Raw genomic sequence first — 21,373 nt, forward strand, 5'->3', positions numbered from 1 at the left:
GCTCACGCGTCCTCGGACCATTCCCACGGTCGGGTGAAGGCACCAAGGCATTGCGCGACGGCGGCATCGTCCTCGGCGCGGGGCGCCAGCCGCGCCACGAGCCCGCGACGGCGATCATCCACCACCTCGGCCACGCGCGTGTCGAGCCCGCAGGCTTCAAGCGCAGCATCGTAGGTGCGCGTGATGGCCATTTTGCGCAGCGCGGGCTTGAACACCTTGCCGATGCCGGTTTTCGGAAGGTCCGGCAGAATCTCGAGATACTTGGGCCAGGCGGCGCGCTCGTGGATATGCACCTGCGCATGCGACAGCAGGTCCTGTTCGGATATCTCGGCACCGGCCACCAGTTCGACATAGGCACAGGGCAGCTCGCCCGCGTGGGCGTCGGGCTGGCCGATGGCCGCCGCAACCGCCACTGCCGGATGGGTCATCAGCGCGTCTTCTATTTCGGCCGGGTCGATGTTGTGGCCGCCGCGGATGATCACATCCTTGGCGCGGCCGGTGATCCACAGGTATCCATCGGCGTCGATACGGCCAAGGTCGCCGGTCCGCAGGAAACGCTGGTGGTAGTAGAGATCGCGATTGCGCTCGACGTCGGTATAGGTGCCGCCGGGGATCACGCCGGGGTTCGACACGCAGATCTCTCCGATCTCGTCGACCGGGCATTCATGCGGGCCATCATGCGATTGCCGCACGATCTTCACCTCTGTGTAGGGCAGCGGAAATCCGACCGATCCGACCTTCTTCACCCCGTCCGGCGGGTTCACCGACACGAGGCAGGTTGCCTCGGTCAGCCCGTAGCCCTCGCAGATCGACAGGCCGGCCACCTCCTCGAAGCGGCGGAACAACTCGGAGGGCATCGGGGCCGAGCCGGAGAAGGCATAGCGTACCGTCGAGATATCGGCGTCCACCTTGCGCTGCATCAGCGCCGAGACGGCGGTGGGCACGGTGATGATGAAGCTGATCTTCCAGCGCTCGCAGAGCTTCCAGAAATTGTCGAACACCCCCTCGCCGCGATAGCCAGCCGGGGTCGGCAGGATCACATGGGCCCCCGAGGCCATCGCCGACATGATCACCACCTCGGTGGCGAAGACGTGGAACAGCGGCAGCGGGCACATCACGTTGTCGGTCTCGCGGAACAGCAGCCGCGAGCCCAGCCAGCCGTTGTAGAGCATCCCCGACACGCGATGCCGCGCGACCTTGGGCATCCCGGTGGTGCCGCCGGTGTGGAAATAGGCCGCGGGCCGGTCCACGGTCGAAGGCGTGAACGTCAGGCGGGTGGGCTGGCGCTCCAGCTCCGCGTTGAAACACTTGATGTCGGCGTGGTGAGTGCGCGGCAGCTTCGGGCGCAGCAGCGGCACCAGCCAGCGCTTCGGCGGCGTGAGGTAGCGGTTCAGGTCCACCTCCAGCACCGTGACCACCTTCGGTGCATGGCGGCAGGCCTCGGCCAGCTTCTGCGCGATGTCGGTCTTGGGGAAGGACTTGAGCGTGACCACCACCCGCGCGCCCGTCTCGCGCAACAGCGCGGCAATCTGCTCGGGTTCGAGCAGCGGGTTGATCGGTGCGATGGTTCCGGCGATGGCCCCGCCCAGGAAGGTGACCAGCGCCTCGGTGCAGTTGGGAAGCACCATGGCAACCACGTCATCTTCGCCCACACCAAGGCTTCGGAAGAGGTTCGCCGCCTGATTGGTGCGGCTCAGCAACTGCGACCAGCTGAGTGTCTCGGCTGGCGACGTGACCCCCGACAGCAGTTGGAAGCTCATCGCCGGGCGGTCCGGAAATTTCGCCGCGGTCTGCGCCAGGCAGGCGTGAAGGGTTTCCGGCAGCTGCCGCTCCGCCCAGGGTTTCTCCGCCTCGATCGCCGCGCGATCCGCCTGCGTCACAAATTGCATTAACGCTGCGCTCCTCCACGCAAGGCACCGCAGCAACCTTGCCGCGTCACCTGTTCAGAGTGTGGGATGCAACTCGGCCTCCCGCAAGGGCTGCGGACTTATCATGCGCTCTCGGCGAGGCAAAGCCCGGATGCGGCTATTCCGCCGCGAGCCCGTCGGTGAACTGCAGCCGCGCCAGCCGGGCGTAGAGTCCACCCTCGGCCACCAGCGCGTCATGTCCGCCCTGCGCGACGATCCGCCCGTGATCCATGACCACGATGCGGTCGGCCTTCTTCACCGTGGCGAGCCGGTGCGCGACGATGATCGTTGTGCGCCCTTCGGCCAGAGTGTCCACCGCCTGCTGCACCGCCCGCTCGCTTTCCGCATCGAGCGCCGAGGTCGCCTCGTCGAGCAGCAGCACAGGCGCGTCGCGCAGGATCGCGCGGGCAATGGCCACACGCTGCTTCTGCCCGCCCGAAAGCATGACGCCGCGCTCGCCGAGATAGGTGTCATAGCCCTCCGGCAGCGCACTCAGAAAATCATGCGCCGCGGCGGCGCGTGCGGCGGCCTCGACCTCGGCATCCGAAGCACCCGGACGGCCAAAGCGGATGTTGTCGCGCGCCGAGGCGGCAAAGATCACCGGATCCTGCGGCACCAGCGCGATGCTCTGACGGAAGGCATTGCGGCTCATCCGGTCCAGCGGCAGCCCATCGAGCAGCACCCGCCCGGCATCGGGGTCGTAGAAGCGCTGGATCAGTTGCACGATGGTGGTCTTGCCCGCCCCCGAGGGGCCGACAAGCGCGATGGTCTCGCCCGGCGCAATGTGCAGGTCGATGCCGTCGAGCGCCTTGACGCCGGGGCGCGCAGGATAGGTGAAGTCCACCTTGTCAAAAGTGATCTCGCCGCGCACGGCAGAGGGCACCGGCAGGGGCTGCGCGGGATCGGTCACCGTGTCCTCGGCCCTAAGGAGCTCTATCAGCCGCTCGGTGGCGCCCGCCGCGCGTTGCAGCTCGCCGAAGATCTCCGAGAGCGCCGCCACGGCGCCGGCCACCATCACCGAATAGATGACGAATTGCACCAGCGCCCCAGCGCTCATCTCGCCCGCACGCACGTCCACCGCCCCGGCCCAGAGCACGCCGACGATGCCGGTGAACACCAGGAAAATCACGATCGCGGTCATCAATGCCCGCGTCTTCACCCGGCGGCGGGCGGCATCGAAGCTTTTCTCGGTGACCTCGGCAAAGGTCGCCCGGCTGATCGTCTCGTGGGTGTAGCTCTGCACGGTCTGCACGGCCGAGAGCGCCTCGGCGGCATTGCCCGACGAGACGGCGATCCAGTCCTGGTTCTCGCGCGAGAGCTTGCGCAGCCGGCGGCCCAGCGTGAGGATCGGCACGATCACCACCGGCACGATCAGCAGCACCATCCCGGTCAGCTTGGCCGAGGTGAAGAGCATCAGGGTGAGCCCGCCGAGGAATAGCAGCAGGTTGCGCAGTGCGATCGAGACCGACGAGCCGATCACCGAGAGGATCAGCGTGGTGTCGGTGGTGATCCGGCTCAACACCTCGCCGGTCATGACATTTTCGTAGAAGGCAGGCGACAGGCCGATCACCCGATCGAAGACAGCCTTGCGGATGTCGGCCACCACCCGTTCGCCCAGCCGGGTTACCAGCGCGTAGCGCGCGGCGGTGCCAAGCGCCAGCAGCGCCGCGATGCCAAGCGCCGCCATGAAATAGCGGTCCAGCAGCGCGCCATCCTGCGTGCCGAAATTATCGACCACCCGGCGCACCGCCAGCGGCAGCGTCAGAGAGACAGTGGCCGTGGCGATCAGCGCGAGGATCGCCGCAAGCATCAGCCCGCGATAGGGCCGCATGAAGGGCCAGAGCGCGGCCAGCGAGCCGAGTTTGCGAGATTTCTCGCGATCGTCCTGCACGATGGCAGCCGGGTTTCCGTGGGCCATGGCCGCTCCTTTGTCTGCAGGACGGTATTGCGGGCCCGCGCGGCCTGCGTCAAGGCGCGGCGTGTCACGGCTCTGCGTGCCGCATGCCAAGGCGTGGCGGCGGGCGCAGGGTTCAGCGATGAAGGGGGATGTTGGAGCGGGCGGCGGGAATCGAACCCGCGTCATTAGCTTGGAAGGCTAAGGTCTTACCACTACACAACGCCCGCGTAGTGGGCGGAGAGATATTGCAAGCTTTGGGTCCGGTCAACCGCTCCCGCGCGCCTTTTGCAGGATGCCGCCACGTTTTTCCGGTGATCCAAGCCACGCGCCGCTGCGTAGTCCGAAGGCACGGCACCAAAGGACTCCCCATGCAGACGCTCCTTCTCTACGCCATCACCGCGGCGATCTTCCTCGGGCTCGACATGCTCGGGCTCCGGTTCCTCATCCGCCCGGTCTTCGAGCGGCACGTCGGGCACCTTCTGGCCGAGCCGCTGCGGCTTGGTCCGGCGGCGGGGTTTTATCTGGCCTACGTCGTGGGGGTGCTGGTCTTTGTCTCGCTGCCCGCCCTGCGCGAAGGTGCAGCGGTGCAGGCGCTCTGGATGGGCGCGCTGCTGGGCCTCATGTGCTACGGCACCTACGAGATGACCAATTTCGCAACGCTTGCCGACTGGAGCTGGGAACAGGTGATCACCGATTGTCTCTGGGGCGCGGCGCTGACCGGCGTGGCGGCCTGGGCTGGTGTTGCGGCGACCCTGGCGCTTGTCCCCAAGGCGGGCTGATCCGCCTCGCCACCCTGAACAGGCGTGAGCCCCCCGCCCCCGCGACAGGTCCGGAGGCGGAGGGCTCAGCCCGCAAGCCGCGCGGTAAGGCGCAGCGCGAGGGGGTAGGGCAGCAGCCGCAGCAGCTTCAGCGCGTAGGTGAAGCGTTTGGGGAAATGGATCTCGAAGCCGCGCCCCGACATGCCCTTGGCGATCTCGCGCGCCGCCGCCTCCGGCTCTATGATCGCGGGCATGGAAAAGTCGTTCTTGTCCGTCAGCCGGGTGCGCACGAAGCCGGGACAGACCAGCCGAACGTCGATGCGCGGCGCGTATTCCACCCGCAGCGTCTCGGCCAAGTTGATGATCGCGGCCTTGGTGGCGGAATAGGCCTGCCCCTTCGGCAGGCCGATATAGCCCGCCACGGATCCGAAAAGAACCAGTTGTCCGCCGTCGCGCAACAGCCGCGGCGCGCTCTGTGCCACCAGCAGTGTGCCGGTCACATTGACCTGCACCAGCGCCGCCGTTTTCTCTGGATCGAGCTCCGCCACGCGCGCGGGATCGTAGAGCGCGGCGGTACAGATCAGCGCATCGAGCGGCCCGCCCGCTTCGATGCGCAACACGGCCGCATCCAGGGTGGCGCGCTCGGCAAGATCGAGCGGGATCACCTCTGCGCCGCCGCAGTCCCCGGCCAGCTGGGTCAGTGCCTCTGCATCGCGCGCCGAGAGCACCAGGCGCGCGCCCTGCCCCGCCAACTCGCGCGCCAGCGCCGCGCCGATGCCCGAACTCGCGCCGATGATCCAGATCCTCTTGCCAGCGTGGGTCATGGTCAGATGCGGAACAGGGGCTGCAAGAGCCGCGGGATCATCGCACGGAAGCGCAGTGGCGCGTCGGTGGCGGCAAGGCAGATGCAGGGACCCTCGTCCCCCGCGATCGGCTGGTGGTCGAGATCATCCGAGGCCACCTCGACATCCCCCGCGGCGAAGCGCCCCTCGCAGTCCGAGAAGCTGCCCTGCAACACCAGCGTCAGTTCGAGCCCGCCATGGCTATGCTCGGGCACGGCGCGGCCGCGCGGGATGTAGAGCAGGCGCAGCGAGCCCTCGCCATCGGCGCTGAGGATCTGCTGGCGGATGCCGCCGCCCAGCATCTTCCAGCGCGGCGGTTGCCCCTTCAGCGCCTCCATCACCGGGGCGGGAAAGATGCCCGAGCCGCGCAGCGGCGGCGGCGGCGGAACTGCGGTGTCGAGCGCGGCGAAGAGACGATCGCGCGCGCCCTCGTCCAGCCCGGCGGGCGCGAGCTCGGACAGCAGCGCGCCACCAAGCGCAGCCTCGGTCTCCACCGAGGCGCGGCAGGCATCGCAAAGCGACACATGCGCCGCAATCACCACCGCAAAAGGCTGCGGCAAGGTGCCGGCGGCATAGGCGCGTAGCATCTCCTCGGGGATATGATGGGTGATCTTGCTCATCGGGATCTCAGGTCGCTCAGGTCGCGCCGCAGGCGGTCTAGCCCAAGGCGGATACGGGATTTTATCGTCCCCAGCGGCAAGCCGGTGATCCGGCTGATCTCGCTGTGGGGCAGCTCGTCCATATAGGCGTGACGCAGCGCCTCGGTCTGCTCTGGGCTCAGGTTCCGCAGCGCCGCACGCAGCTGCGCCGCCTCCTGCGCCATGGCGAGGATCTGCGCGGCATCGGGCTCGGCGCTCTCTGGCTCCTGCACCAGTTCGGGCTCAGGCAGCGGCCTGCGCCGGTAGAGGTCGATCTGGCGGTTGCGCGCAATGCGGTAGATCCAGGCCGAGGCCTCGGCCCGGTGCGGATCGAACTGCGCAGCCTTGTTCCAGACCGAGAGCATCACGTCCTGCACCACGTCCTCGGCACTGCCATCGCGCAGCCCGCTGCGCAGGAGCATCGCCTTGAGCCGCGGCGCGAAGAAATCGAACAGCCGCCCAAAGGCCTCGCGGTCCCTGGCGTCGCGCACGGCCAGCAGCCATTGCGTCTGTTCGGTTCTCTCGGCAGGCGTCACGCATGTCTCCTTGCTCTTGCGGCGGTGCATCACCATCGAAACGGAGCCCGGCGCTTCCGGCAGGAAGGCGTCGCGCGCTTCGGGCGAGGTGAGGCGACCATCAAGAGACATGTAGAAGATACGGCGGCCAAGACGAAAAGGATCACCCGCCGAAGGAATTTTCTGCACAGTGCCGGAACGCCGCTGTTTCTTCGCGCCCGGCCAAAGCCGGCAGACGCCCCGCCCGCCGCAGTCCTGAAGAATTTTTCGCTCGCCGCAAACGCTTGGTGATCCATTTGAAATGTCGATGCGTATCGATGCTATGTTCAGTTTTGCCCGGCGGAGGTTTGCGTGGCCCTAGACCTGTCTTTCGGAGTACCCCAGCGCGTCGCGGTGATCGGCGGCGGCATCTCGGGTCTCGCCACCGCCTGGTTGCTGTCGCAGCGTTGCCGCGTCACCCTCTACGAGGCCGCGCCGAAGCTTGGAGGTCATGCCCGTACGGTCGTGGCCGGCCGCTACGGCGACCAGCCGGTCGATACCGGCTTCATCGTCTTCAACTATGCCAACTACCCGCATCTGACCGCGCTGTTCCGCGACCTCGACGTGCCGGTCCAGCGCAGCGACATGAGCTTCGGTGTCTCGCTCGATGGCGGGAAACTTGAATACGCGCTACGCTCCGGCAATGCGCTCTTCGGCCAACGCAGCAACCTCGCGCGGCCCGGCTTCTACGCGATGATCCGCGACATCCTGCGGTTCAACCAGCAGGCCGAGGCGGTGGCCGAGGCGCGGCCAAATGCCTCGATCTCCGACCTGCTCGATGTCATGCGCCTCGGACCCGCCTTCCGCGAGCGCTATCTCTACCCGATCTGCGGCGCGATCTGGTCCACCCCCTCGACGCGCATCGGCGATTTTCCGGCCCGGGCACTGATGCGTTTCCTGCGCAATCACGCCCTGCTTACCGCGGGCGGACAGCACCAGTGGTGGACCGTCTCTGGCGGCAGCCAGAGCTACGTGAGCCGGCTCTCGTCTGCGCTTGAAACGCGGCAGGTCGCGCTGCGCCCCGGCACGCCGGTAAGGCAGGTGACGCGCGATGCGCGGCATGTGCAGGTGGTGACCGACGGCGCACCGCCCGAGACCTATGACCAGGTCGTCTTTGCCTGCCACGCCGACGTCGCCCTGTCGCTGCTCGCAGCGCCCAGCGCCGCCGAACGCCGCGCCCTCGGGGCGGTGAAGTTCCAGGACAACCACGCCGTGCTGCACCGTGACACGAGGCTCATGCCAGACCGCCGCCGTTGCTGGAGTTCCTGGGTCTTCCGCACCGAACCCGGTGCAGCCGCCGATCTGCCGGTGGGCGTGACCTACTGGATGAACCGCTTGCAGGGCATTCCCGACAGCGATCCGATGTTCGTCACGCTCAACCCTCAGCGCGATATCCCGGACGAGCTGATCTACGACCGGAATACGTTCCGCCACCCGGTCTTCGATCTGAGCGCACTCGACGCCCAAGGCAAGATCGCGGCCCTCCAGGGGCAGAACCGCAGCTGGTACGCCGGAGCCTGGCTGCGCAACGGTTTCCACGAGGATGGCTTCGCCAGCGCCGTGCGCGTCGCCCGGCAGTTGCTGCCCACCGCGGTGGCGGCATGAGCGCCAGCCTCGCGGCCCTGCTCGACGGCGGCGAGATGCTGCATATGCCCGCCCGCGTAACCCATGCGCGGCGCGGCGGCATCCGGCACGCGTTTGCCTATGGCGTGGACTACCTGCTGCTCGCCCCCGAACGGGTCACGCCATGCGCCCTGTTCTCGCACAACCGCTTCAACATTTTCGCGCTGCATGACCGGGACCACGGCGGGCCGCGGGGCTCGGGCACCGGCGCGGCCTGGGCGCGGTCGATTTTCGCGAGAGCCGGGCTGACCGATGTCACCGTCGCGCTGATGACCCAGCCGCGCTTTCTGGGCTACTGGTTCAGCCCGGTCTCGTTCTGGCTGGCGCTGCGCGGAGACGATCTGCTGGCGGTGATCGCGGAGGTCAACAACACCTTCGGCCAACGCCACAGCTACCTGTGCTGTCATCCCGGCTTTCCCCCGATCACCCCGAGCGACGTGTTGACCGCCACCAAGGTTTTCCACGTCTCGCCCTTCCAGGATGTGCGCGGCACATACCATTTCCGCTTCTCGCTCAGCCCCGTCAGCGCCGCCATCGCGATTCGCCAGGTCGACGGTTCGGAGGGGCTTGTCGCGACGATGCGCGGAGACCTTTCCCGCGCCACGCCGCTGCGGCTCCTGCGCGCCGCGCTCAAACGCCCCGGTGGCGCGCTGCGCGTGATTGTGCTCATCTACTGGAATGCGCTCCGTCTGAAACTCAAGGGAGCCGGATACCGTCCGCTCCCCTCTCCGCCCGATCAAGAGGTCAGCCGATGATCCTACCCGTCACCGCTTTCATGAAACGCCGCTTCCTGTCGACGCTGGAGCGCATCGAACACGGGCAGCTCACGCTGATCACCCCCGAGGGCACGCGCCACCGCTTCGGCGACCACGGACCCGAGGCGGACATGCATGTGCTCGACTGGGCCCTGCTTCCGGCGCTGGCGGCGCGCGGCGAAGTGGCCCTCGGCGAGACCTACGTGGCCGGACTCTGGCACAGTTCAAGCCCCGAGCGGCTGTTGCGGCTGGCGCTCGAAAACCTCGATGCGGTCGAACATTACGTAACCCCGGGCCCCCTCGCGCGGCTGAAGTTCCGGCTGGTCGATCGGGTGCTCCGCGCCAACAGCCTCCGGGGCTCGTCGAAGAACATCCGCGCGCATTACGACGTGGGCAACGAGTTCTACCAGCTCTGGCTCGATCCGGGGATGACCTATTCCTCGGCGCTCTTTGCCGAGGGCGAGGGTGACGACGCCCTGCCCCACGCGCAGGACCGCAAGTACGATCGCATCCTGTCGCGGCTGAACGAGGCTCCTTCGGTGCTGGAGATCGGCTGCGGCTGGGGCGGCTTCGCCGAACGCGCGGCGGAACAGGGCCGCAGTGTCACCGGCATCACCCTCTCGCCCAGCCAGAAGGGCTATGCCGACGCGCGGCTCGATGGGCGGGCGGATATCCGGTTGCAGGACTACCGCTCCGTGCAAGGTCGATTCGCCAACATCGTCTCGATCGAGATGATCGAGGCGGTGGGCGAACGCTACTGGCCGGTCTATTTCGCCGCGCTCAAGGACCGGCTGGCCGAAGGCGGCCGCGCCGTGTTGCAGGCGATCACCGTGCAGGACGCCGAGTTCTCGCTCTACCGCAAGCGCACCGACTTTATCCGCCAGCATACCTTTCCGGGCGGGATGTTGCCCTGCAATGCGGTGCTGGCACGCGAGGCAGCCAAGGCCGGACTGGTGCTGCGCGAAAGCTTCGCCTTCGGGCAGGACTATGCGCGCACCTGCCGCATTTGGCGCGAGGGGCTGCTGCGCCAGCGCCGCCGCATCGAGGGACTGGGCTACGGCGAGACCTTCCTGCGCAGCTGGCAGTTCTATCTCGACGCCTGCGCGGCGACCTTCGCGAGCGGGCGCACCGATGTGGTGCAGGTCGAGCTTCGGCACGCTGGAGAGGGCTGAAGCCGTGGCAGCGCCACGGTTTTTACCCACATGAGGCCCCATTTTCGCCCCAGTCCGCCGATACGGCTTGGCGCTACGGGAGCAGGACGCGCCCCGGTATTCATACCGCTCGAGGAGCCTGACATGTTGCGCAAGATTGGACTCTCCCTGCTGTGTCTGGCCGGCAGCACCGCGCCGCTCGCCGCTGCCGATCAGGTGGTGATGCTGATGGGTCTCGGCTATTTCCCCGATGAGATCTACGTCTCGGTCGGCGATGTGGTCACCTTCGTGAACGATTCCGCGGTGCCCATGTCCGCCACCGCCAGCGATGCGACATGGGATTCCGGGGTGCTAGAACCCGGCGAAAGCTACGCGCTGCAGGTGACGGAAGGAATGCAGAGCGCCTTCGGTGACACCTACAACTCAGAAAGCACCGCCGCCGGGCTCATCGACTACGTGAACCCTGCGCCGCTGGAGCTCGAGAACAACTTCTGACCCGACTCAGATCGGCTCGATCAGTTCGGGCCCCTCGGCCCGGTTCGAATTCACCCTCGGGTCCACCCTGTGCAGCTTCAGCGACCCCTCGGGTGCCGGCTGCATGAGCTTTGACGCGCCGAGACCCTCCTCGCCCAACCAGAGCCCCCAATCCTCCTGACTGACGATCACCGGCATCCGGTGATGCACCGCCGCCATTTCGGTGTTCGCCTCGGTGGTGACGATGGCGCAGGTTCGGAAGGCTTGCCCATCGCGCTCCCAGTCCTGCCAGACCCCGGCCAAGGCGAGCACCTCGCCCGCCACCGGCGCGATGTACCACGGCAGGCGCTTGCCATCCTCGGTCTTGGTCCATTCGTAGAAGCCGCTCGCCGGGATCAGGCAGCGGCGCGCGCGGCAGGCGGCACGGAAGGCGGGTTTCTCGGCGATCGTCTCGGCACGGGCGTTGATCAGCAGCGGGCCGTCATTGGGGGCCTTGTACCATTGCGGAATAAACCCCCAGCGCATCGCGACCAGCAGCCGCGTGCCGTCCTCCGAGCGGACCACGTGCACGTCGTTTGTCGGGCAGACGTTGTAGTTCGGGACATGCGGCAAATCATTGCCGGGCATGGCCTCGAAGATCTTGGCCATGGCATCATCGGGAAGGGTGACCGCAAAACGTCCGCACATGGGGGTCAGAGTAGCGCGGCACGCGGCGCGCGCCAGCCCCTCAGATCTCGCGCCACTCCCCCGGAGGGATGCCGTCGAGCGTCCATGTCCCTACCGCCCAGCGGACCAGCCGCAGGCAGGGCAGCCCCACGTGCGCCGTCATCCGCCGCACCTGCCGGTTGCGCCCCTCGGTGATCTTCAGCTCGATCCACGCGTCCGGCACGGACTTGCGGAAGCGCACCGGCGGGGTGCGCGGCCAGAGCTCGGGCTCGGGGATCAGCCGCGCCTCGGCCGGGCGGGTCATGCCGTCCTTCAGCTCGACGCCCTTGCGCAGCTGCGCGAGCTGCGCGTCGGTCGGACTGCCCTCGACCTGCACGAGGTAGGTCTTTGGCTGCTTGAACTTGGGGCTCGAGATGCGCGCCTGCAACTTGCCGTCGTCGGTGAGCACCAGCAGCCCCTCGCTGTCACGATCGAGGCGGCCGGCGGGATAGACGCCCGGCACCTGCACGTAGGTCGACAGCGTCTCGCGCGGGCTGCCCTCGGTGCCCTTGTCGGTGAATTGAGAAAGCACGTTGAACGGCTTGTTGAGAAGGATCACGCGGGCCATCTCAAACTTCCCTGCGCGCGGCGAAGAAGTCCTTGAGCAGCGCCTCGGACTCGGGCGCGGCGAGCCCGTCGTAGACCTCGGGGACGTGGTGGCACTGCGGATGCGCGTAGACCCGCGCCCCCTGCGCCACGCCGCCGGACTTGGGGTCCGACGCCCCGTAGTAGAGCCGCCGGATGCGGGCAAAGGAAATCGCCGCGGCGCACATCGGGCATGGCTCCAGCGTCACGTAGAGATCATGGTCCGGCAGCCGTTCAGAGCCGAGCGCGGCGCAGGCGGCGCGCAGGGCCAGAACCTCGGCATGGGCGGTGGGATCGTTCAGCTCGCGGGTGCGGTTACCGGCCGAGGCCAGCACCTCGCCCGAAGGCGAGACGATGACGGCGCCCACCGGCACCTCGCCGCGGGCGGCGGCGGCGCGCGCCTCGGCAAGTGCCTGATCCATGTGAGAGCGAAATTTCATGCCTGCGGGCTTAGCGCGAAGCGCGGCGCTTGGCGAGTCGGCTTCCCCCGGCCCCGTCGATGCAGTATGGCAACAGGCATGAGCAAACCCCCGTCGCGCCCCGCCAAACCCTCCGGTCCCAAGTCCCGTGCCAGCACGGGTCAGAAGGCTGGCCCCAAAGCCGGTTTCAAGTCCGGCGCGAAGCCCGACTTCAGGTCCGGACCGAAGGCGGAAGGCGGCGCACGCGGTGCGAAGCCCGAGGGCAAAACGTTCGGCAAACCAGCCGGTAAGCCCGAGGGCAAGACGTTCGGCAAACCTGCCGGCAAAGCCGAGGGCAAGACGTTCGGCAAACCAGCCGGCAAAGCCGAGGGCAAGTCGTTCGGAAAGCCAGCCGGTAAACCCGAGGGCAAGTCGTTCGGAAAGCCCGCGGGCAAGCCGAAGGGCCGCGGCATCGTCCGGGACGAGGCGGACTATGCCAGCGCCCCACGCGGCGGCTTCAAGCCCGGTGGCAAGCCGGGCGGCAGACCCGGCCCCCGCGGCGCCAAGCCCGGACCGAAACCCGCGCCCGAACCGCGCCCGACGGGAACTCCGATCGCCACCGAGGACGGACGTATTGCCAAGGTGCTCGCCCGCGCCGGTGTCGCGAGCCGACGCGAAGCGGAAAAGATGATCGAGGAGGGCCGCATCTCGGTGAACGGCAAGGTGATCGAGAGCCCCGCGCTCAACGTCACGGCCAAGGACCGTATTACTGTTGACGGCGTGCCGCTGGCCCCGCCAGAGGCGCCGCGCATCTGGCTCTATCACAAACCCGTCGGCCTGGTGACCACCACCAGTGACGAGAAGGGCCGCGAGACGATCTTCGACAAGCTGCCGCCCGAATTGCCGCGGGTGATGAGCATTGGCCGGCTCGACCTCAACTCCGAGGGGCTGCTGCTGCTGACCAACGACGGCGGCATCAAGCGCAAGCTCGAGCTGCCCTCGACCGGCTGGCTGCGAAAGTACCGCGTGCGGGTGAACGGATCGCCTACCGAGGACATGCTGAAACCCTTGCGCGCGGGCATCATGGTGGATGGCCAGAAGTTCCAGCCGATGGAGGTTACCCTCGATCGCCAGCAGGGCGCCAACGCCTGGCTGACCGTCGGTCTGCGCGAGGGCAAGAATCGCGAGATTCGCCGCGCCATGGCCGACATCGGATTGACGGTGAACCGGCTGATCCGCGTCTCCTACGGTCCGTTCCAGCTGGGCGACCTGAAAGAGGGCGAGGTACAGGAACTGCGCCCCAAGATCGTGCGTGACCAGCTTGGCCTTGAAGGCGCGAAGCCCGACAAGCCTGAGCCGAACCGCCAGCGGCGCGGCGGCCCCGCCAAGAAACGCCCGTAACACCCGCAAAGAGGGCGGCGCGCGGGCGATATCGCCCAAATCGGGTCAATTTTGACCTAATGCGCCGTTAACACTCAAGAAGTTTTCATGGATTGGGCAGGTTGACGCCCTCATTTCGCCCGGTTTCAGCGACATTCATCAGGGTATGAGCACGCTTCTCGCCCTGACCATCCTTGTCGCCACTTCGGTCCTCGTTCTGGGGAACATCCGCGTCGTGGCGTCGGACACCTACCGCGCGCTGGCCAGCGCGACGTCCCGCGCCCGCGCAAGCGGAACGCTCGGCGCCAAGCTGGCCTTTGCCGTGCTCTGGCTATTGATCTTCCTGCTGGGATACTTCTGACCCGGCACCACCCGCCCCTCCGGCCGCCCGGCCCAACGCAAGACGGAACTGACCATGGGAACGACACGAAAGTCTCGCAGGCAGCCCTCGGCTTCCGGCCCTCTCGAGTCCGGCATCGGCATTCTGCTGCTCGCCGCCTTCCCGCTGCTTCTGCTGCTGTTCCAGGGTCCGCCGGCGACCGCCTTCACCGCGGTGCTGATGCTGGTGATCTTCGCCGTCGCGCTCCGGCTGATCCACCGCGGTAACGCCATCGCCGCCGCCTACGCCGCCGCCGACACCGCCCGGGCACCGCGCCTGCCGCGCAAGATGATCGGCTCCGGTCTGCTCGGTCTGCTGGTGATGATTCTCGCCGGGCATCATTTCGTCTCGCTGGCGATCCCCTTCGCGCTCGGCCTGCTCGGCTTCGGCCTTGGCGTCGCCGCCTTCGGCAGAGATCCGCTCACCGACAAGGAGGGGGCGCCCGACGAGGACCTGCGCCACCTGCGCACGCAGGAGACGCTAGAGCGGATCGACGCCGCCATCGCCGCCGCGGTGGCCGACGTGGCGGCGCTTGGCGATGCCGAGCTCAGCCGCCGTGCCGAAGCGCTCCAGAGCGGCGTGATGGGGCTGTTGCATGCGATCTCGCAAGATCCGCTCGCAGCACGCCGCCTGCGCAAGCCTGTCGCGCGTTTCCTCGAACTTTTGGGCAAGGAAAATGCCCGGCTGATCGGAGCCTGGGGCAGCAAGGACCGGCTCAAGGCAAGGCGCCGCTATCTGACCCGTCTCACCATGCTCGGCGAGGCTTTCGAGGACCGGCTGCGCAAGGCTGGCACCGAACAGGGCCGCGACGCCTATGACGTCGAGGCCGACCTGCTGTGGAACCGGATGGTCGACAAGCGGGTGGCCTGAGCCTTCCGCGCCGGAACTCCCCCCTAGCAAGTACCCCGCGAAGCGCTTAGGTTCTTGTGGAACCGAGAGAGCTTGCGGGGATCATCATGACCGACAAGGGCTTGCGCAAGGTGGCCTATGTGCTGCTGATTGTGCTTCTCTTCGGAGTTTCTTCCGGCTGGCTGGGAGGGCTCTGACCTTGGCACAACGCTATGGCGGAAAATACAGCCCTGACGGGTCTTCCAAAGACGTCAAGACGCAGGACGAGCGTCCGCTCTACCACGGCGCGCGCGTCGATCCGGTGGGCGCACGCTCGAACGTGCTCTTCGTTCCGCCGATCGTGCTTGCCGCAACCTCGCTGACATCCGGCGCTGCCGGTCTGGCGGTCGGTCTGGTTGGCGCGGGCGTGCTGTTGCTCGGGGCCTGGTTGCTGCGCGACGGCCTGCGCGCTCAGGCCGCCTACGACGAACGCAGGATCGCCCGCCGTCCCGCCATCCCGCGCAAGTTCTTTGCCGCGGTCTGCGCCGGTGTCGGCGTCGGCCTCGCCGCCTTCAAGACCGACCCGGGCCTGGTGGCCCCGGTGCTCTACGGCCTGTCGGCCTTTGCCCTGCACATCGGCGCCTTCGGACTCGATCCGCTGAAGCACAAGGGCATGGAAGGGATCGACACCTTCCAGCAGGACCGCGTCGCCAAGGTGGTGGACGAGGCCGAGACCTATCTCACCGCCATGGAGGATGCCGTGCGCCGCGCCGGTGACCGGCAGGTCGAGGCAAGGGTGCAGCGCTTCCACGCCAAGGCCAAGGATCTCATCCGCACCGTCGAGGAAGACCCGCGCGACCTGACCGCCGCGCGCAAGTACCTTGGCGTCTACCTGATGGGCGCGCGCGACGCGGCGGTGAAATTCGCCGACATCTACAGCCGCACCCAGGACCGGGGCGCGAAATCCGATTTCATGATGCTGCTGACCGACCTCGAAGAGAGCTTCGGCCAGAAGAACCAGAAGCTTCTGCTCGACAACAATGCCGACCTGACGGTGGAAATCGACGTGCTGCGCGACAGGTTGCAGCGCGAAGGCGTGCGACTGACAGAGCCTGAATGAGAGACAGTCACGGAGGAAGTCCGATGTCCGAGAATGTGAGAACCAAGGCCCAGCAGGAGCTGGCACTGGTGGAAGAGGTGAATGCTGTGATCCTGCCCGACCCCAAGCCCGCGGATGTGGTGGAGAGTTTTGACGCCGCCTCCCCCGAGGTGACCGAGGAAATCCGCGCGCGCATGGACGAGATCGACATGGAGGACACCCAGTCGATCGTCTCCTTCGGATCTGCCGCACAGGCCGAACTGCAGGAGATCAGCCAGGCGATGCTTGCCGACGTGCGCAACAAGGACGTCGGTCCGGCCGGCGACAGCCTGCGCGACATCGTCACCACCATCCGCGGGTTCTCGGTTTCGGAACTGGACGTGCGCCGCAAGCGCAGCTGGTGGGAGAAGCTGATCGGCAAGGCCGCCCCCATGGCCAAGTTCACCGCCCGCTACGAGGAGGTGCAGACGCAGATCGACAGGATCACCGACAACCTGCAGAAGCACGAGCACACGCTGCTCAAGGACATCAAGTCGCTCGACCTGCTCTACATCAAGACCCTGAACTTCTACGACGAACTGGCGCTCTACATCGCCGCCGGGGAAAAGAAGATCGAGGACCTGGACGCCACCGACATCCCTGCCCGCGAAGCCGCCGTCGAAGCCGCCTCCGAGGACCAGAAGGTGATGAAGGCGCAGGAACTGCGCGACCTGCGCGCCGCCCGCGATGATCTGGAACGCCGGGTGCACGACCTGAAGCTGACGCGGCAGGTCACCATGCAGTCGCTGCCCTCGATCCGGCTGGTGCAGGAGAACGACAAGAGCCTCGTCACCAAGATCAACTCGACGCTGGTCAACACCGTGCCGCTCTGGGAAACCCAGCTGGCGCAAGCGGTGACCATCCAGCGCTCGTCCGAGGCCGCCGCCGCCGTGCGTGACGCCAACGACCTGACCAACGAATTGCTCACCTCGAACGCCAAGAACCTGCGCGAGAGCAATGCCGCCATCCGCACCGAGATGGAGCGCGGCGTCTTCGACATCGAGTCGGTCAAGCAGGCCAATGCCGACCTGATCGCCACGATCGAGGACAGCCTGCGCATCGCCGACGAGGGCAAGGCGCGGCGTGCCAAGGCCGAGGAAGACCTCAAGCACATGGAAGCCGAACTGCGCGACACGCTGGCCTCGGCCAAGTCGCGCTCGACCGGCACCGGCGACAACGCGGCCACCTCGGTTCCTTCGAGGTCGTGACCATATGCGGAGCTGGGGTCGTTTCGTACTGGTCATCTTGATTTTCGCAGGTCTTGCAGCCTGCGATAGTTCCACCCTTGCTCCGCGCAGCACCGGCGTGCCGCCGCAGTCCCGTCCGTCCGGCCTCAGGCCGCCGGAACCGGTCCAGGACGCGGTGCCACGCCAGTCTCTCGCAAGCTACGACCTCGAGGTCTACTACGCGCGCGTGCAGAATGACCTGCTCTCGCAGGGGCTGCTGCGCACCGACGGCGGCGGCCCCGACACGCCGATCACCGACACCATGCTGGTGCGCAATTTCGAGCGCATCGCGCTGGCCGAGGAATACGCCCGCGGACAGGGGCTGAAGCCCTCGCGCGGCGAGCTCGGGCGTGTGAAGAAATGGGAAAAGCCGGTGCGGGTCTCGGTCGAATTCGGCGCGCATGTGCCGGAGGATCAAAAGGTGACCGATCGCAACATGCTCGGTGCCTACGTGGACAGGCTGGCGCGCATAACCGGACATCCCGTGTCGATGTCCAACAGCAGGCCGAACTTCCACGTGCTGTTCATGTCCGAGGACGACAAGACCACCATCGCGCCACGCATCAAGGAGCTGGTGCCTGACGTGAACCCCACGGCGCTGGCGGTCTTCGACAACCTTCCGCGCGAGATTCACTGCCTCGTCATCGCTTTCTCGGAAGAGCCGGGCGGCTATGCCTACGGGCAGGCGATCGCGGTGATCCGCTCGGAACACCCGGACCTGCTGCGCCGCTCCTGCGTTCACGAGGAAGTGGCGCAGGGCCTTGGTCTCGGCAACGACAGCCCCGAAGCCCGGCCGTCTATTTTCAACGACGATGACGAGTTCGCTTTGCTCACCAGCATGGACGAGATGCTGCTGAAGATCCTCTATGACCCGCAGCTCAAGCCCGGCATGGACGCGGCCGCCTCGCGGCCCATCGTGCAGGGCCTCGCCGCGCAGCTGACCGGCGGCCTCGGGCCGAGCTGACGGCAGGCCAGAACCGGGCCGGACCAACACAGGAGACGATCATGGGAATTCTGGATTTCCTCTCGGGACAGTTCATCGACGTCATCCACTGGACGGATGACACCCGCGACACGATGGTCTGGCGCTTCGAGCGCGAGGGGCACGAGATCAAATACGGCGCCAAGCTTACCGTGCGCGAGGGACAGGCAGCGGTCTTCGTCCACGAAGGCCAGATCGCCGATGTCTTCACCCCCGGTCTCTACATGCTCGAGACCAATAACATGCCGATCATGACCAGCCTTCAGCACTGGGATCACGGCTTCCGCTCGCCCTTCAAGTCCGAGGTCTACTTCGTCAACACGACGCGGTTCAACGGGCTCAAATGGGGCACCAAGAACCCGATCATCTGCCGCGACCCCGAGTTCGGCCCGGTGCGGCTGCGCGCCTATGGCACCTACTCGGTGCGCGTGTCGGACCCGGCAAAGTTCCTCGTCGAGATCGTCGGCACCGACGGCGAGTTCACATCGGGCGAGATCAGCTTCCAGATCCGCAACATCATCGTGCAGGAGTTCTCGCGGCTGATCGCCTCGTCGGGGATCCCGGTGCTCGACATGGCAGCCAATACGCAGGAACTGGGCCAGATGCTGTCCAAGGGCATCTCGGCCACCATCGCCGAATACGGTCTGACCCTGCCCGAGCTCTATATCGAGAACATCTCGCTGCCCGACGCGGTCGAGCGAGCGCTCGACAGGCGCACCTCGATGGGGGTGGTCGGCGATCTCGATGCCTACACCCGCTTCCAGGCCGCCGAGGCGCTGGGGGCCGAGGGCTCTGCCGCCGGGCAGGCCATGGGCACCGGTTTCGGCGCGGGCATGGGAATGGCCATGGGCGGGGCGATGACCGGCGCGCAGGCCGGGCCCTGGGGCGCGCGTCCGCAACAGACTGCCGCCGCAGCACCGCCGCCTCCGCCGCCGGTCGAACACGTCTGGCACGTGGCGATCGACGGCCAAACGCAGGGGCCCTTCTCCAAGGCACGCATGGGCCGGATGGTCACCGAGGGAGCCCTGACCCGCGAGAGCTATGTCTGGACGCAGGGCCAGGACGGCTGGAAACGCGCCGAGGACGTCACCGAGCTGGCGCAGCTCTTCACCGTTCTGCCGCCGCCTCCGCCGGGCGCGTGACCGGAATGTAGGAGGCGGGCATCACCGCCTCCGGCTGCATCCCGGTCTCAGCCTTGCCCAGCAGCGCCGGGGCAAGGCAGGCATCCGCAGGGAAACTCACCGCATCGTCGCGCGTCGCCGGGAAGGGTCGCGAGGGCGTCACTTGCGAGGCGGTCACCAGTTGGCCATTCAGGCACAAGTCCTGCGCCGCGTTGCCGATGTTGAAGCCGAACCCCTCGCGGCCGCAGTCGTTGCCGAACCCGTTCATGTTCCAGGCCTGCGGCATCGGGCTTTGCGGACCGAATACCTCGAAGGCGTTCTGCTTGGGCCGGAAGGTGAGCGACCAGCTGGTATCCTCGGTTCTCATGCCCAGCGCCCAGCGGCCGATCGGCGCATCCTCGAGGAAGCCCTCGACGACGAAACACTCGACGTCCTCTGCAAAGACGTAGTCACGCTCGGCCAGGGTGGCATCGATGGCGATGGCCCCGCGCATCGCGTAGCCGCCGTTGCCCTGCCATTCGAAGCGCCAGGCTAGATCGGCCGCCTGCACCGCGCCCGCCCCGGCCACCAGCGCCAGCCCGGCCATGACCGCGCCCCTCGTCCAACCTGACATGTGTTTCCCCACTATCCCCGTTCTGGCGCCAGCCTAGAGGCAACGGCGCGGAATGCAAAAGTGGAGGATGTGAACTTCTCGTGTGCAGGGCGCTGCGACGGGCGCGCAGCCCGACGGCGGTGCATGCCTCGGATGCCCAGTGCAGGCGACCAGGAGGCAGAGGCTCGGTGTCCCCTCAAAACCGGTTTCCTCTCCCGCGCGTCCCGCCTAGGGTGACCGTGCCGGAAAAAGGCGGATCTGGAGGATCTTCGGGCATGAACGAAACCCATCGCTTTCCCTGCGAGCAATGCGGTGCCGACTACCGCTTCGATCCCGCCGCAAACGAGCTGGTCTGCGATCATTGCGGGCACAGCCAGCCGATCGAATCCGCCGGACCCTGGGAAAGCGACATCCGCGAGCTCGACTTCCGCGCCGCCATCGAGAACCTGCTGCCGCTGCAGGAGATGGAGGACCTGCGGGTCACCAAGTGCCCGAACTGCGGCGCCGAGGTACAGTTCGACCCCGACTCCCACGCCACCGAATGCCCTTTCTGCGCCACCCCCGTGGTCGCCGACACCGGCACCAATCGCCAGATCAAGCCCAAGGGGGTGCTGCCCTTCGCGCTCGACGAGAAGACCGCTCATCAGGCGATGAACGACTGGCTCGGACGGCTCTGGTTCGCACCCAACGGGCTCAAGGAATATTCCCGCAAGGGCCGCAAGATGCAGGGCATCTACGTGCCTTACTGGACCTTCGACGCCAAGACCCGCAGCGAATACAGCGGCGCGCGCGGCACCGTCTACTACGAGACGCACACCGTCATGCGCGACGGCAAGCGCCAGCAGGTACAGGTTGCCAAGGTGCGCTGGACCCCGGTGCGCGGGCGGGTCGCGCGGTTCTTCGACGACGTGCTCGTGCTGGCCTCGAAGTCGCTGCCGAAGCGCTTCACGGATGCGCTCGAGCCCTGGGATCTCAGCCGCCTCGAACCTTACCGCCCCGAGTTTCTTGCCGGGTTCCGGGCCGAGGGCTATCAGGTCGATCTCGATGCAGGCTTCGTCGAGGCGCGGCACCTCATGGACCGGCAGATCACCCGCGACATCAAGTTCGATATCGGCGGTGACCAGCAGCGGATCACCGCGGTGGACACGCAGGTCTCGGACGTCACCTTCAAACACGTGCTGCTGCCGGTCTGGCTGGCGGCCTACAAGTTCCGCGGCCAGACCTACCGCTTCGTGGTCAACGGCACGACGGGCCGGGTGCAGGGCGAAAGGCCATGGTCTGCCTGGAAGATCGCCGTGGCGATCATCCTCGGCACCATCGCCGCGGCGCTGATCGGCTACATGCTGTCGCAGTCGCAAGGCGGTGGCGGCTTCTCGGTGCCCATTGGCTATTGAGCGGAGCCGTCCCGGCGGGATAGGTATAGCGCTAACACATCCCAGG

22 protein-coding genes and 1 tRNA gene are annotated in these 21,373 nt (G+C 67.0%); 13 read left to right on the forward strand and 10 right to left on the reverse strand.

All coding sequences use genetic code 11. From position 1 onward, the window contains the following. Nucleotides 1-2: 2 nt before the first annotated feature. From IQ782_RS18900 to IQ782_RS18910, 3 genes are all read right to left on the reverse strand, one after another. Nucleotides 3-1,889, reverse strand: a complete 1,887-nt coding sequence (locus IQ782_RS18900; RefSeq protein WP_194136230.1) for an acyl-CoA synthetase — start codon at nt 1,887-1,889, stop codon at nt 3-5. Nucleotides 1,890-2,025: 136 nt separating this feature from the next. Continuing rightward, complete coding sequence (locus tag IQ782_RS18905; RefSeq protein ID WP_194136231.1) at nt 2,026-3,825, reverse strand: ABC transporter transmembrane domain-containing protein; 1,800 nt, start codon at nt 3,823-3,825, stop codon at nt 2,026-2,028. A 132-nt stretch (nt 3,826-3,957) separates the two neighbouring features. Continuing rightward, nucleotides 3,958-4,031: transfer RNA gene (locus IQ782_RS18910), tRNA-Gly, on the reverse strand. A gap of 141 nt (nt 4,032-4,172) precedes the next feature. On the opposite strand from IQ782_RS18910, the gene IQ782_RS18915 reads away from it, so the two are divergent. Next, nucleotides 4,173-4,583 carry a DUF2177 family protein gene (locus IQ782_RS18915; protein ID WP_194136232.1) on the forward strand — a complete coding sequence of 137 codons (411 nt, stop codon included), beginning with the start codon at nt 4,173-4,175 and terminating at the stop codon, nt 4,581-4,583. Nucleotides 4,584-4,648: 65 nt separating this feature from the next. Here the strand turns inward: IQ782_RS18915 and IQ782_RS18920 are convergent, their stop codons facing one another. Genes IQ782_RS18920 through IQ782_RS18930 form a run of 3 tightly spaced genes read right to left on the reverse strand, consistent with a single transcriptional unit; the run spans nt 4,649 to nt 6,614 of the window. Then, nucleotides 4,649-5,386: an SDR family NAD(P)-dependent oxidoreductase gene (locus IQ782_RS18920; protein WP_194136233.1), complete on the reverse strand. Its 738-nt coding sequence runs from the start codon at nt 5,384-5,386 to the stop codon at nt 4,649-4,651. A gap of 2 nt (nt 5,387-5,388) precedes the next feature. After that, complete coding sequence (locus tag IQ782_RS18925; RefSeq protein ID WP_194136234.1) at nt 5,389-6,024, reverse strand: ChrR family anti-sigma-E factor; 636 nt, start codon at nt 6,022-6,024, stop codon at nt 5,389-5,391. Further along, nucleotides 6,021-6,614, reverse strand: a complete 594-nt coding sequence (locus IQ782_RS18930) for a sigma-70 family RNA polymerase sigma factor (protein WP_194136297.1) — start codon at nt 6,612-6,614, stop codon at nt 6,021-6,023. The genes IQ782_RS18925 and IQ782_RS18930 overlap by 4 nt, the downstream gene beginning before the upstream one ends. 294 nt (nt 6,615-6,908) lie before the next feature. Here IQ782_RS18930 and IQ782_RS18935 point away from each other — a divergent pair, with 294 nt between their 5' ends. The 4 genes from IQ782_RS18935 (at nt 6,909) to IQ782_RS18950 (ending at nt 10,620) form a co-directional block, all read left to right on the forward strand. Beyond that, the gene (locus IQ782_RS18935) at nt 6,909-8,201 is read left to right on the forward strand and encodes an FAD-dependent oxidoreductase (RefSeq protein WP_194136235.1); all 1,293 of its coding nucleotides are present in this window, start codon (nt 6,909-6,911) and stop codon (nt 8,199-8,201) included. Next, complete coding sequence (locus tag IQ782_RS18940) at nt 8,198-8,974, forward strand: DUF1365 domain-containing protein (protein ID WP_194136236.1); 777 nt, start codon at nt 8,198-8,200, stop codon at nt 8,972-8,974. Before IQ782_RS18935 ends, IQ782_RS18940 begins: the two co-directional genes overlap by 4 nt. Next, entirely contained in the window at nt 8,974-10,146 is a 1,173-nt protein-coding gene (locus tag IQ782_RS18945; protein ID WP_194136298.1) for a class I SAM-dependent methyltransferase, read from the forward strand. The genes IQ782_RS18940 and IQ782_RS18945 overlap by 1 nt, the downstream gene beginning before the upstream one ends. Nucleotides 10,147-10,269: 123 nt before the next feature. Then, nucleotides 10,270-10,620, forward strand: a complete 351-nt coding sequence (locus IQ782_RS18950; RefSeq protein ID WP_194136237.1) for a cupredoxin domain-containing protein — start codon at nt 10,270-10,272, stop codon at nt 10,618-10,620. Between the two features lie 6 nt (nt 10,621-10,626). Here IQ782_RS18950 and IQ782_RS18955 read toward each other — a convergent pair whose 3' ends face one another. From IQ782_RS18955 to IQ782_RS18965, 3 genes are read right to left on the reverse strand one after another with little or no spacing between them, the layout of a single operon-like run. Then, a complete protein-coding gene (locus tag IQ782_RS18955) occupies nt 10,627-11,286 on the reverse strand; it encodes an SOS response-associated peptidase (protein WP_194136238.1) in 660 nt (219 codons plus the stop codon). A gap of 40 nt (nt 11,287-11,326) precedes the next feature. Further along, nucleotides 11,327-11,872: a pseudouridine synthase gene (locus IQ782_RS18960; protein ID WP_194136239.1), complete on the reverse strand. Its 546-nt coding sequence runs from the start codon at nt 11,870-11,872 to the stop codon at nt 11,327-11,329. Between the two features lies 1 nt (nt 11,873). Further along, nucleotides 11,874-12,329, reverse strand: coding sequence for a nucleoside deaminase (locus IQ782_RS18965; RefSeq protein ID WP_194136240.1), 456 nt, complete (start codon nt 12,327-12,329; stop codon nt 11,874-11,876). Nucleotides 12,330-12,395: 66 nt separating this feature from the next. Between IQ782_RS18965 and IQ782_RS30330 the strand changes: the two genes are divergently transcribed. The 7 genes from IQ782_RS30330 (at nt 12,396) to IQ782_RS19000 (ending at nt 19,362) form a co-directional block, all read left to right on the forward strand. Then, nucleotides 12,396-13,688: a pseudouridine synthase gene (locus IQ782_RS30330; protein WP_338092611.1), complete on the forward strand. Its 1,293-nt coding sequence runs from the start codon at nt 12,396-12,398 to the stop codon at nt 13,686-13,688. Between the two features lie 145 nt (nt 13,689-13,833). After that, nucleotides 13,834-14,028 carry a hypothetical protein gene (locus tag IQ782_RS18975; protein WP_194136241.1) on the forward strand — a complete coding sequence of 65 codons (195 nt, stop codon included), beginning with the start codon at nt 13,834-13,836 and terminating at the stop codon, nt 14,026-14,028. A 54-nt stretch (nt 14,029-14,082) separates the two neighbouring features. Beyond that, nucleotides 14,083-14,916, forward strand: a complete 834-nt coding sequence (locus IQ782_RS18980; protein ID WP_194136242.1) for a hypothetical protein — start codon at nt 14,083-14,085, stop codon at nt 14,914-14,916. Between the two features lie 178 nt (nt 14,917-15,094). Continuing rightward, on the forward strand, nt 15,095-15,994 hold the full coding sequence (locus IQ782_RS18985; RefSeq protein WP_194136243.1) for a 5-bromo-4-chloroindolyl phosphate hydrolysis family protein: 900 nt from the start codon (nt 15,095-15,097) through the stop codon (nt 15,992-15,994). 23 nt (nt 15,995-16,017) lie between these two features. Continuing rightward, the gene (locus IQ782_RS18990) at nt 16,018-17,220 is read left to right on the forward strand and encodes a toxic anion resistance protein (protein WP_194136244.1); all 1,203 of its coding nucleotides are present in this window, start codon (nt 16,018-16,020) and stop codon (nt 17,218-17,220) included. Between the two features lie 4 nt (nt 17,221-17,224). Further along, complete coding sequence (locus tag IQ782_RS18995) at nt 17,225-18,202, forward strand: DUF2927 domain-containing protein (RefSeq protein ID WP_194136245.1); 978 nt, start codon at nt 17,225-17,227, stop codon at nt 18,200-18,202. 41 nt (nt 18,203-18,243) lie between these two features. Continuing rightward, on the forward strand, nt 18,244-19,362 hold the full coding sequence (locus IQ782_RS19000) for an SPFH domain-containing protein (protein ID WP_194136246.1): 1,119 nt from the start codon (nt 18,244-18,246) through the stop codon (nt 19,360-19,362). Here the strand turns inward: IQ782_RS19000 and IQ782_RS19005 are convergent. Next, entirely contained in the window at nt 19,328-19,954 is a 627-nt protein-coding gene (locus IQ782_RS19005; RefSeq protein WP_194136247.1) for a hypothetical protein, read from the reverse strand. The genes IQ782_RS19000 and IQ782_RS19005 overlap by 35 nt on opposite strands. 254 nt (nt 19,955-20,208) lie before the next feature. Here IQ782_RS19005 and IQ782_RS19010 point away from each other — a divergent pair, with 254 nt between their 5' ends. Then, nucleotides 20,209-21,327 (forward strand): TFIIB-type zinc ribbon-containing protein, encoded by a 1,119-nt coding sequence (locus IQ782_RS19010; RefSeq protein ID WP_194136248.1) that lies wholly within the window; start codon nt 20,209-20,211, stop codon nt 21,325-21,327. Nucleotides 21,328-21,373: the final 46 nt, after the last annotated feature.

Source organism: Salipiger mangrovisoli, from assembly GCF_015223355.1.
GTDB lineage: Bacteria > Pseudomonadota > Alphaproteobacteria > Rhodobacterales > Rhodobacteraceae > Salipiger > Salipiger mangrovisoli.

What these genes read in the sequence shown, in the direction of transcription:
- IQ782_RS18920 (WP_194136233.1), bottom strand. Translation starts at nt 5,386, where the DNA reads ATGACCCACGCTGGCAAGAGGATCTGGATCATCGGCGCGAGTTCGGGC.
- IQ782_RS18905 (WP_194136231.1), bottom strand. Translation starts at nt 3,825, where the DNA reads ATGGCCCACGGAAACCCGGCTGCCATCGTGCAGGACGATCGCGAGAAA.
- IQ782_RS30330 (WP_338092611.1), top strand. Translation starts at nt 12,396, where the DNA reads ATGGCAACAGGCATGAGCAAACCCCCGTCGCGCCCCGCCAAACCCTCC.
- IQ782_RS18930 (WP_194136297.1), bottom strand. Translation starts at nt 6,614, where the DNA reads ATGGTGATGCACCGCCGCAAGAGCAAGGAGACATGCGTGACGCCTGCC.
- IQ782_RS18965 (WP_194136240.1), bottom strand. Translation starts at nt 12,329, where the DNA reads ATGAAATTTCGCTCTCACATGGATCAGGCACTTGCCGAGGCGCGCGCC.
- IQ782_RS18990 (WP_194136244.1), top strand. Translation starts at nt 16,018, where the DNA reads ATGTCCGAGAATGTGAGAACCAAGGCCCAGCAGGAGCTGGCACTGGTG.
- IQ782_RS19005 (WP_194136247.1), bottom strand. Translation starts at nt 19,954, where the DNA reads ATGTCAGGTTGGACGAGGGGCGCGGTCATGGCCGGGCTGGCGCTGGTG.
- IQ782_RS18950 (WP_194136237.1), top strand. Translation starts at nt 10,270, where the DNA reads ATGTTGCGCAAGATTGGACTCTCCCTGCTGTGTCTGGCCGGCAGCACC.
- IQ782_RS18925 (WP_194136234.1), bottom strand. Translation starts at nt 6,024, where the DNA reads ATGAGCAAGATCACCCATCATATCCCCGAGGAGATGCTACGCGCCTAT.
- IQ782_RS18995 (WP_194136245.1), top strand. Translation starts at nt 17,225, where the DNA reads ATGCGGAGCTGGGGTCGTTTCGTACTGGTCATCTTGATTTTCGCAGGT.
- IQ782_RS18955 (WP_194136238.1), bottom strand. Translation starts at nt 11,286, where the DNA reads ATGTGCGGACGTTTTGCGGTCACCCTTCCCGATGATGCCATGGCCAAG.
- IQ782_RS18960 (WP_194136239.1), bottom strand. Translation starts at nt 11,872, where the DNA reads ATGGCCCGCGTGATCCTTCTCAACAAGCCGTTCAACGTGCTTTCTCAA.
- IQ782_RS19000 (WP_194136246.1), top strand. Translation starts at nt 18,244, where the DNA reads ATGGGAATTCTGGATTTCCTCTCGGGACAGTTCATCGACGTCATCCAC.
- IQ782_RS19010 (WP_194136248.1), top strand. Translation starts at nt 20,209, where the DNA reads ATGAACGAAACCCATCGCTTTCCCTGCGAGCAATGCGGTGCCGACTAC.
- IQ782_RS18975 (WP_194136241.1), top strand. Translation starts at nt 13,834, where the DNA reads ATGAGCACGCTTCTCGCCCTGACCATCCTTGTCGCCACTTCGGTCCTC.
- IQ782_RS18915 (WP_194136232.1), top strand. Translation starts at nt 4,173, where the DNA reads ATGCAGACGCTCCTTCTCTACGCCATCACCGCGGCGATCTTCCTCGGG.
- IQ782_RS18940 (WP_194136236.1), top strand. Translation starts at nt 8,198, where the DNA reads ATGAGCGCCAGCCTCGCGGCCCTGCTCGACGGCGGCGAGATGCTGCAT.
- IQ782_RS18980 (WP_194136242.1), top strand. Translation starts at nt 14,083, where the DNA reads ATGGGAACGACACGAAAGTCTCGCAGGCAGCCCTCGGCTTCCGGCCCT.
- IQ782_RS18900 (WP_194136230.1), bottom strand. Translation starts at nt 1,889, where the DNA reads ATGCAATTTGTGACGCAGGCGGATCGCGCGGCGATCGAGGCGGAGAAA.